Annotated in this window: 8 protein-coding genes and 1 tRNA gene; all 9 read left to right on the forward strand. The window is 33.2% G+C overall.

What is annotated here, in order from left to right; translation table 11 throughout:
• Positions 1 to 16: 16 nt before the first annotated feature.
• Positions 17 to 1,105, forward strand: a complete 1,089-nt coding sequence (gene murG, locus ACNO7W_RS03555; RefSeq protein WP_417937045.1) for an undecaprenyldiphospho-muramoylpentapeptide beta-N-acetylglucosaminyltransferase — start codon at positions 17 to 19, stop codon at positions 1,103 to 1,105.
• Positions 1,106 to 1,247: 142 nt separating this feature from the next.
• Positions 1,248 to 2,597: a UDP-N-acetylmuramate--L-alanine ligase gene (gene murC / locus ACNO7W_RS03560; protein ID WP_417937046.1), complete on the forward strand. Its 1,350-nt coding sequence runs from the start codon at positions 1,248 to 1,250 to the stop codon at positions 2,595 to 2,597.
• Complete coding sequence (locus tag ACNO7W_RS03565; protein WP_417937047.1) at positions 2,584 to 3,306, forward strand: cell division protein FtsQ/DivIB; 723 nt, start codon at positions 2,584 to 2,586, stop codon at positions 3,304 to 3,306. The genes murC and ACNO7W_RS03565 overlap by 14 nt, the downstream gene beginning before the upstream one ends.
• A gap of 6 nt (positions 3,307 to 3,312) precedes the next feature.
• A complete protein-coding gene (gene ftsA / locus ACNO7W_RS03570; RefSeq protein WP_417937048.1) occupies positions 3,313 to 4,683 on the forward strand; it encodes a cell division protein FtsA in 1,371 nt (456 codons plus the stop codon).
• A 53-nt stretch (positions 4,684 to 4,736) separates the two neighbouring features.
• Positions 4,737 to 6,686 carry a cell division protein FtsZ gene (ftsZ, locus tag ACNO7W_RS03575; RefSeq protein WP_143388304.1) on the forward strand — a complete coding sequence of 650 codons (1,950 nt, stop codon included), beginning with the start codon at positions 4,737 to 4,739 and terminating at the stop codon, positions 6,684 to 6,686.
• 328 nt (positions 6,687 to 7,014) lie between these two features.
• The gene (locus ACNO7W_RS03580) at positions 7,015 to 7,464 is read left to right on the forward strand and encodes a GatB/YqeY domain-containing protein (RefSeq protein WP_143388303.1); all 450 of its coding nucleotides are present in this window, start codon (positions 7,015 to 7,017) and stop codon (positions 7,462 to 7,464) included.
• Positions 7,465 to 7,533: 69 nt separating this feature from the next.
• Positions 7,534 to 7,607: transfer RNA gene (locus ACNO7W_RS03585), tRNA-Arg, on the forward strand.
• 202 nt (positions 7,608 to 7,809) lie between these two features.
• Positions 7,810 to 8,619: a zinc-dependent peptidase gene (locus ACNO7W_RS03590; RefSeq protein WP_417937049.1), complete on the forward strand. Its 810-nt coding sequence runs from the start codon at positions 7,810 to 7,812 to the stop codon at positions 8,617 to 8,619.
• 664 nt (positions 8,620 to 9,283) lie between these two features.
• Positions 9,284 to 10,321, forward strand: a 1,038-nt coding sequence (locus ACNO7W_RS03595) for a substrate-binding domain-containing protein (protein WP_417937050.1), incomplete at its 3' end; no start/stop codon positions are given.

Here is a 10,321-nt window from a genome sequence, read left to right on the forward strand (position 1 = left end):
CAGTAACTTTAAAATAATGAAACAGTACAAATTCATATTAAGCGGAGGCGGAACAGGAGGACATGTCTATCCGGCAATTGCGATTGCCAATGAATTAAAATCTCGTTTTCCTAATGCCGAATTTCTTTTTGTAGGTGCCAATGATAAAATGGAAATGCAAAAAGTACCTCAGGCAGGGTACAAAATTAAAGGACTTTGGATTTCAGGATTACAGCGAAGACTAACATTTGACAATGCACTTTTTCCAATCAAATTAATCTCAAGTTTATTAAAATCCAGAACAATAATCAAAGAGTTCAAACCGGATGTAGTTATAGGAACTGGTGGTTTTGCAAGTGGCCCGTTATTGCAAGTAGCTGCGATTGCAGGGATTCCAACAGTGATTCAAGAGCAAAATTCCTATCCAGGAATCACCAATAAATTGTTGAGTAAAAAAGCAAACAAAATTTGTGTTGCTTATGAAAATCTGGAACGATTTTTTCCAAAAGGAAAAATGATTTTGACCGGAAATCCGGTGCGTCAGGATTTGATAGATATTGAAAGCAAAAGAGAAGGAGCGATTCAATATTTTAATTTAGACTCTGAAAAGAAAACATTGTTGGTACTTGGAGGAAGTCTTGGTGCGAGAAGAGTCAATCAATTAATCGAAAAAGAGTTGGAAAATATTCTTTCTCAAAATGTTCAGGTGATTTGGCAATGCGGAAAATTATATTTAGAAGATTATAAAAAATATAATAAAGAAAATGTTCAGGTAATCGCTTTTGTTGAAAGAATGGATTTAGTTTATGCTGCTGCCGATATTGTTATTTCTCGTGCAGGTGCGTCATCAGTTTCGGAGTTGTGTATCGTAGGGAAACCAGTGATTTTTATTCCGTCTCCCAATGTTGCTGAAGATCATCAAACTAAAAATGCGCAAGCCATAGTGGATAAAAAGGGAGCGCTAATGCTTAAAGAATCGGAGCTTGATTCAGAATTCAGTCTTGTTTTTGAGGCCTTGTTGAAAGATAAAGGAAAACAAAACCAACTGAGTGAAAACATAAAACAATTGGCTATGCCAGAAGCAACAAAACAAATTGTTGACGAAATTGTGAAATTGATTAAATAGGAAAGACGAAGAGATAATAGACTTTTAGATAATAGATTAAAAAAACAATAATTTTAAGAATAAGTATTATAATAAATTTATTCCGTTTCTTCTCCCTCTCCTTTGGAGAGGGCTGGGGTGAGGAAGAACAAAGACTGAAAACATGAACTTAAATCAAATACATAACGTCTATTTTATAGGAATCGGAGGCATCGGGATGAGTAATTTGGCTCGTTATTTCAAGAATCTTGGAAAACAAGTCTCAGGTTACGATAAAACGCCTTCTGCTCTTACTAATGAGTTAATAGAAAGTGGAATTTCAATTCATTTTGAAGATAGTATTGATTTAATTCCAAAGGATTTTTATGTAGAAAATACTTTGGTAATTATTACACCAGCAGTTCCAAAAGCACATTCGGAGTGGAATTATTTCTTGGAAAGAGATTTTCAGGTTAAAAAAAGAGCGGAGGTTTTAGGGATAATCACAAAAGATACTTTTTGTTTTGCTGTAGCGGGAACACATGGAAAAACCACTACTTCAAGTATTTTAGGCCATGTTTTATACGAAAGTGGTGCTGATGTTACTGCTTTTATTGGTGGAATAGTAGAAAATTATAATTCAAATTTAATAGGAAGCGGAAAAACAGTTACTGTTGTTGAAGCAGATGAATTTGATCGTTCGTTCCTGCATTTGTATCCTAATATTGCTTGCATTACATCAATGGATGCGGATCATTTGGATATTTATGGAACCAGTGAAGCGATAGAAGAATCCTTTATTGAATTTGCATCAAAAATAGAAGATAAGAGCAAACTTTTCATTACAAAAGAACTACCAATAGAAGGCGTAACCTGTGCTGTAAATGAAGATGCTGTTTTTAAAGCTTTTAATATTAGAATAGAAAATGGCAGCTATGTTTTTGACGTACAAACGCCTAATGAGATAATTAAAGATTTACATTTTGGATTACCGGGAAAACACAATTTAATGAATGCTTTAATGGCTATCGCAATGGCAAATATATTCGGCACCCCAACCGATGCCATTGCAAAAGCCATAGCATCATTCAAAGGAATAAAAAGAAGGTTTTCCTATCAAATTAAAACGGATAAGTTAGTTTATATTGATGATTATGCACATCATCCAACGGAGATAAATGCAGTACATCAGGCGGTTAGGGAATTGTATCCAAACCAAAAAGTTTTGGCTATTTTTCAACCGCATTTATTCAGCAGAACGAGAGATTTTGCAGATGATTTTGCCAAAAGTTTATCTGCTTTTGATGAAGTTATTTTATTAGATATTTATCCGGCCCGCGAATTGCCAATGGAAGGTATAAATTCACAATGGCTGATGGATAAAATGACTAATAATTATAAAAAAATAGTCCCTAAAAGTGATTTAATTGCAACAATTTTAGCAAGTGATGCTACTGTTATTGTAACTATTGGAGCGGGAGATATTGGAGAATTAGTGCCATCCATTAAAAAAGCGATCAATGAAACTCTTTAATTGGACAAATATTCGATTATTACTGATGTTTGTATTGGTTATTTTTCTGTTTTCGTTTACTTCAAATCGAAATAAAAACAGAAAATTGACTAAATCTGTTGTTGTTTTTGTAGGAGATAACGCTCCTTTTGTGAAACAGGAAACGGTTAATAAATTGTTAATAGAAAATAAAAGAGAGGCATCAAGCATTCAAAAAGTTAAATTAGATTTGAATAAGCTGGAAAGAACTCTCAATGCACAAGAAATGGTTGAAAAATCAGATGTATTTGTGAGTATTGACGGTGTATTGAAAGCAGTAGTAAAACAAAAAACTCCTATAGCTAGAGTTTTTAATGAGGGTGGTTCTTTTTATATTGATTACGAAGGGAATAGAATGCCATTGTCAACTAATTTTACAGCGAGAGTTCCACTTGTATCCGGGGGGATAAATAAAAAAAATAACGAAGATTTAGCCGACTTATTTCGCGCAATCTATGACGATGCGTTTTTGAAAAAAAACATCATTGGAATTGAAATTATGCCGAATGGAAGCTTAAAAATGCTCAATAGAAATTTTGATTATCAAATTGATTTTGGCAGAATGATAAATGTGGAGCGAAAATTTAAGAATTATAAAGCTTTTTTTCAAAAGGCGGTTTTAGATAGTTCGTTGTATAAATATAAAAAGATTGATCTCCGATTTACGGAACAAGTAGTTTGCACTAAATAATAGATAATGGAAAAAGAGAATATTGCAGTAGGTCTAGATATTGGGACAACTAAAATAGTTGCCATGATAGGCAAGAAGAATGAATATGGGAAACTAGAAATTTTAGGTGTAGGAAAATCTAAAAGTTTAGGTGTGGCCAGAGGGGTTGTAAATAACATTACTCAAACCATACAATCGATACAGCAAGCGATACAAGAAGCCGAAAATAATTCAGGCTATAAAATAAAAGACGTAGTGGTGGGAATTGCGGGTCAACACATCCGTAGTATTCAGCATACTGATTACATAAGCAGAAACAATCCCGAAGAAGTAATTGGAGGGAATGACATTCAGCTTTTGATCGACCAAGTAAATAAATTGGCGATGTTACCTGGTGAAGAAATAATACATGTTTTGCCACAAGAATTTAAAATTGACGGACAATCTGAAATCAAAGAGCCTATAGGAATGTATGGCGGAAGATTAGAGTCCAGTTTTCATGTTGTAGTAGGACAAGCCTCATCGATTCGTAATGTAGGCAGATGTATTCAAAGTTCAGGAATCGAATTGTCAGGTTTGACATTGGAACCATTGGCTTCAGCTGATGCAGTTTTGAGTCAGGAAGAAAAAGAAGCAGGAGTAGCACTTATTGATATAGGCGGCGGAACAACAGATTTGGCTATTTTCAAAGATGGTATTATTCGTCATACTGCGGTAATTCCTTTTGGAGGAAATGTGATCACAGATGATATCAAAGAAGGATGTTCTATAATTGAAAAGCAAGCCGAATTATTGAAAGTCAAATTTGGATCAGCTTGGCCAGGAGAAAATAAAGACAACGAGATTGTTTCTATTCCAGGATTAAGAGGTAGAGAACCAAAAGAGATTTCTTTGAAAAATTTATCTAAAATTATCCATGCTCGTGTTGTTGAAATTATTGACCAAGTTTTTACGGAAGTGAAAGCTTACGGACACGAAGATCCTCGTAAAAAATTAATTGCAGGAATAGTGCTTACTGGTGGTGGTGCTCAATTGAAACACATCAAACAGTTAGTGGAATATATCACAGGAATGGATACGAGAATTGGATATCCAAACGAACATTTGGCTGGAAATTCAGATGAGGAGATTTCAAGCCCTTTGTATGCTACCGCGGTAGGATTAGTAATGAACAGTATTGAAAACAAAACACAAAGTGCGGTAAGAATGGATGCAATCGAACCACCAAAAGCTCCAGTTTACAGAGCTCCAGTTGTGATTGAGGTTCCTGAAAATGAAGTCGAGGAAGAGGTTCGAAACACTAATGAAAAACAGAATTCGACAGTAAACAGAATTCAGAGAAATTTCTTCGACCGTTATGTTGATAAGATTAAAGATTTCTTAGATAATGCAGAATAAGGGCAGTGCCCAAAAATACAATAATTAATAATAAATATCAAAAACCAAATAAAATGATGAGCAACTCAGAATTTGGAAGTATTTCATTTGATTTACCAAAAAACCAATCAAATGTAATAAAAGTTATTGGTGTAGGTGGAGGCGGTAGTAACGCTATAAATCACATGTTTAAACAAGGGATCAAAGGCGTAGATTTCATCGTATGTAATACGGATTCTCAGGCCTTACAAAACAGTTCTGTGCCTAACAAAATACAGTTAGGAGTACATTTAACTGAGGGACTTGGCGCTGGAGCAAACCCAGATGTAGGGCAACAATCAGCTATAGAAAGTATTTCTGATATTGAAAAAATGTTGGATCGCAATACTAAAATGGTGTTTATCACTGCCGGAATGGGTGGCGGAACCGGAACAGGTGCTGCGCCAGTAATTGCACAATTGGCTAAAGAAAGAGATATTCTTACCGTTGGGATTGTGACTTTGCCTTTCTTATTTGAAGGTAAAGTGCGTCAGGAACAAGCCTTAATTGGTATTGAAAAATTACGCAAGCAGGTAGACTCTTTAATTGTTATCAACAATAACAAATTAAGAGAAGTATATGGAAATCTTGGTTTCAAAGCTGGATTTTCAAAAGCTGATGAAGTTTTGGCAACAGCCTCAAGAGGAATTGCCGAAGTAATCACGCATCACTATACTCAAAATATCGATTTAAGAGATGCCAAAACAGTATTGTTTAATAGCGGAACGGCTATTATGGGATCTTCTGTTTCTTCAGGTGAGAATAGAGCTAAGGAAGCAATTATTGCTGCTTTAGATTCTCCATTGTTAAATGATAATAAAATTACTGGTGCCAAAAACGTATTGTTGCTTATCGTTTCTGGAACTAATGAAATTACAATTGACGAAATTGGAGAAATTAATGATCACATTCAAATCGAAGCAGGTCATAATGCAAATATTATCATGGGGGTTGGTGAAGACGAATCTCTAGGGGATGCTATTGCAGTAACCATTATCGCGACAGGTTTTGATATTGAACAGCAAAATGGAATCGTAAACACAGAGCCTAAAAAAATAATTCACACATTAGAAGACGAACAAAGAAGTGTACACAATCTAACCAATAGAACTGTAGCTGGATTTGATTCGAATACAGAATCACCAATTTCTAATTCAAGTGAAAGAATTGTTTTCGATTTATTAGAAGATACTGTAGTTGTACCTGAACCAGTTGTAACAACACCTGCTCCAACAATAAATAAAGAAGAGTTGATGGTTATGTCTGAATTTATTAAAAATTTAGATGTGACTTTCGAAATTGTTTCTCCTATTACTGATATTGATTTTACAATCACTTCACCAGTAGCCGAAGTTAAAGAAGTAAAAGCGGTACAGCCAAAAGTTATCGAAAGACAAGAACAAACTACTTTCTCTTTTGATTTGCCACTTTTCAAAACAGAACCTGTAGCACAAGTGGAAGAAAATAAAGTTTTGTTTGAACTAACGAATGAAACTCGTGATATTAAAGTAAATGAAGCAGTCCAATTTGTTCCGGTAACGGAATTGACTGATAACGGAATTATCAAATATTCTCTTGAAGAATATATGGAGCCTGAGAATGATTTCATGGCTAAGCCAGTTGCAAAAACTCCAGAAGTTGTTATCCCAGCTGAGTTGAACATTACCATGAAACAAGTTAATACATCAGTGAATATGCCCGTTGACTTTGATACCATTTCTCCTATGGAAATGACTATTGAAGAATCATTGCGAATGAGAGCTGATGAAAGAAGAAAAAAATTAAAAGAATTCAATTACAAGTTTCATAATAATGTTTCTAAAATTGATGAGTATGAAAAAGAACCTGCCTACAAAAGATTGGGGATAGACATTTCAAACAACCAAGCCAACAATACAAATTCTAGAATTTCTGTGGGGACAGACAGCAACAACGATTTACAGTTGCGTTCTAATAACTCGTATTTACATGATAACGTAGATTAACTAACTCAAACCAAAATGAGATAGCCCGAAAATTCAATTTAATTTTCGGGTTATTTTTTTGTGTAGCGAGAAGAAAGCAATCTGTTGTTAATTCCAGTAAATTTCTTTAAATTTGTCGAGCCTTAATCCAGCTGTCGTTTCAAGCTTTTTTTCGAAAATGCTTTTTTCTAAGTCCTTAAAAGAGCTTCTAAAGTCGCTTTTTAAGTTCAAGAAAAAATACATTTTCTCCAAAAAAGGCTTTTTACTACCATCTGGGGCATTTAAAAAGTAATCAGTTTGCAGTATTCAGTTTTTAGATTGAATAGCAAATTTAAAATTAAATAGTAGTATGAGTTTATCAGTACAGATCATGGACGAAATGAAAACCGCCATGAGAGCCAAAGATACAGTAGCATTAGAAGCTTTAAGAGCGATTAAATCAGAAATCCTATTAGCCCAAACAGCAACAGGATCTAAAGAAGAAATTACAGCAGAAGAGGAGATAAAATTGCTTCAAAAATTGGTAAAAACACGTAAGGATAGCGCAAAGATTTTTACAGAACAAAACCGTTTGGATTTGGCCGAACCAGAATTAGCTCAAATTGCAGTAATCGAAAAATTCTTACCGGCACAATTAAGCGAAGCAGAAGTAGAAACAGTGATTGCAAAAATCATCGCCGAAACTGGAGCTGCAGGTATCGCTTCAATGGGAAAAGTTATGGGATTAGCTGCTGCACAATTAGGCGGAACTGCTGAAGGAAAAACCATTTCTACAATAGTTAAAAAATTATTGACATAAAAAATAGATTGCTGATTAACGATTTTATATCATAAATATAAAATCGTTAATCAACATTTAAAATTATAAGACTGCGTAGTTCAACTGGATAGAATATCAGATTTCGACTCTGAGGGTTGCAGGTTCGAACCCTGCCGCGGTCACGAATAAATAGAATAGGATAGAAAAAATATCAAGCTCGCTTGGAATAATTTTTTCTATCCTATTCTATTTTAAAAGCGGAGCTTTGAAGGTAGGACGAAGTCAACCCTGCCGCGGTCACAAATAAGCGAAAATGCTTCAAAATAATTTCAAGTAAACTTGATTATTTTGGAGTGTTTTTGTTTTAAAAGGAGACAAAAAAATATGACAGGACAACTTCTTATTTCCGTATTGTTTGGGATATTATTCCTTCTAATAATTATTTTTAGAGTAGTGGAACCAGCTTATGTTTTCTTTTTTAATAAACCCCTTTACATTCATTGGTATCCTATCTCAAAGAAATTAAAATCAAACCAACGTCAAATTTTAGTAAATGATTTTCCGTTTTATAATAGGCTTTCCCCTAAAAGGAAAATGTATTTTGAACATCGGGTGAAAGAGTTTATTGCGAACTATCAGTTTATAGGTAACGAAATTGTCATTACGGAACAAATGCAAATGCTGATTGCAGGAACTTATGTGATGTTGACTTTTGGAATGAGAAATTATCTTGTGAGTTTGTTTGCCAAAATAATAATTTATCCTTCCAGTTATTATTCCACCGTAAATCAAGCCTATCATAAAGGAGAGTTCAACCCAAGAATGAAAGCGATAGTTTTTTCATGGGAAGATTTCTTATTGGGGCATTCAACATCAAACGACAATATTAATCTTGGTCTACATGAATTTTCCCATGTGTTGCATTTTCATTGTTTAAAAAGCAATGATCCAAGTGCCATTATCTTTTTTGATGAATTTAATGAAGTGATGAAATATTACAACGATCCAATTTTAAATAATGAGCTAATCCAGAAAGGCTATTTTAGGCTGTATGCTTTTGAAAATCAATTTGAATTTTTATCGGTAATCCTCGAGCATTTTTTTGAAACCCCTCATGTTTTTAAACAGGAACATCCTGAATTATACAAACATATTGCTGTAATGATTAATTTTAAAGAGAAGTATCTAAATTAAAGTAAAAGCTTTTCAAACGTCATTTTTTAGAATCTTTTTGCTTTTTTAAATCAGCATAGTTCTGTTTGATTTTCAATTTTTATAATTTTGAATTTTTTAATAAGTACTTTTCGATAAAAAACTGTCTGTCAGTTTCTAAAAAGAAAATCGTTGTGCAAAATGAAATAACAATACCATATTTTTATATATTTGTCTAAAATTGTAAAAAATCATTTGATATTCAGAAAAAATGATATTAACTCTACAAGAAATAACAATTACTACACGATTGAAATTATAATAAATCAGTATGTATTTTTGAAACTTTAAAAAAGTCTATATCTAACTACATAATACCATTTTACTTTTGATTTTACTGGAATAAAAAACACCACGTCTCTTCGAGTGATTTTGAATAGTAATGCGACAGCTTTACTATTCAAAATTGTATAGAGAAGCTTACAATGTTAGGGTTCTCGATACATTTTATTAAAAAAAGCTATCGCATTTTTTAATAAAATACTAGAACTGACGCACACAGTTAAATTGATTTATCACAGTAAATTTAAAGTCTAAATAGTATAAATTATTTTATACATATTGGTCTACAAAAATCAAGTGTAATAACAATTGATTTTTGGTCTAAATATCGTATGTTTATTTTTGTAAATTAACCATAAATTCTATGTTAAGAGGGCTCAGTCTCATACTATTATTAAGTTTTATAGCTATACTAATTTCCTGTAATTCATCAGAAAACGATAGGGAAAAAATTTCTATTGGATTTTCACAAAGTGTTGGTGACGATATTTGGAGAACATCGATGAATCATGCGATGGAGGTGGAAGCTTCACTTCATCCAGAAATTAGCTTGAAGATTTATAATGCCAATAGAAAAGCAAAAAAGCAGATTGATGATATAGAAAGGATGATTAAAGATAAAACTAGTATTATAATAGTTTCTCCTTTTGAATCGGACTCTATTGTTCCCGTAATAGAGAAAGCCAAAGCTAATGGAATTCCGGTAATCATAGTGGATAGAAAAGCAAATACTCCAAATTATACGGCTTATTTAGGAGCAGACAATATTGAAGTGGGACGATTAGCCGGAAAACATATCGTTTCAATTTCGAACGGACATGCCAGTGTGATTGAAATTAATGGAGATCTTAATACTTCACCTGGTTTAGAAAGAAGTTTGGGGTTTAAACAAATTGTCAAGCAATATCCTGGTATTAAAGTTTTTACTATTGATTCAGATGATTTTGGACATCCTAAAACAAACTATATAAAGTTATTAGATAGTTTGCCTAACATAGGTTATGTATATGCTTTTAATGACATGATAGCATACAACGCATGGAAAATTGCTAAGAATAAAGGATTAGAGAAAAAAATAAAATTTATAGGGGTTGATGGCCTGAATGGTCCATTTGGAGGGATTCAATTAGTTAAAGATGGAGTTTTAGAATCAACCGTTTTATATCCAACTGGCGGTAGCGAAGCTATCAAACTTGCATTGAGGATTGTAGGTAAAGAGATTGTTCCTAAAAATAACAAGTTGAATACCATATTGATAGATTCTCTTAATGCGGATATAATGAGCAATCAATTTGATAAAATAACAATCCAACAATCTGATATTGAACAACAACAAAGTGTTATAAAAAACCAGGAAAAGAAATACTCTACTCAGAGTAATCTTCTGAAACTTTTAATTTCT

It is taken from the genome of Flavobacterium sp. ZB4R12 (assembly GCF_048276375.1).
Taxonomy (GTDB): Bacteria; Bacteroidota; Bacteroidia; order Flavobacteriales; family Flavobacteriaceae; genus Flavobacterium; species Flavobacterium gawalongense.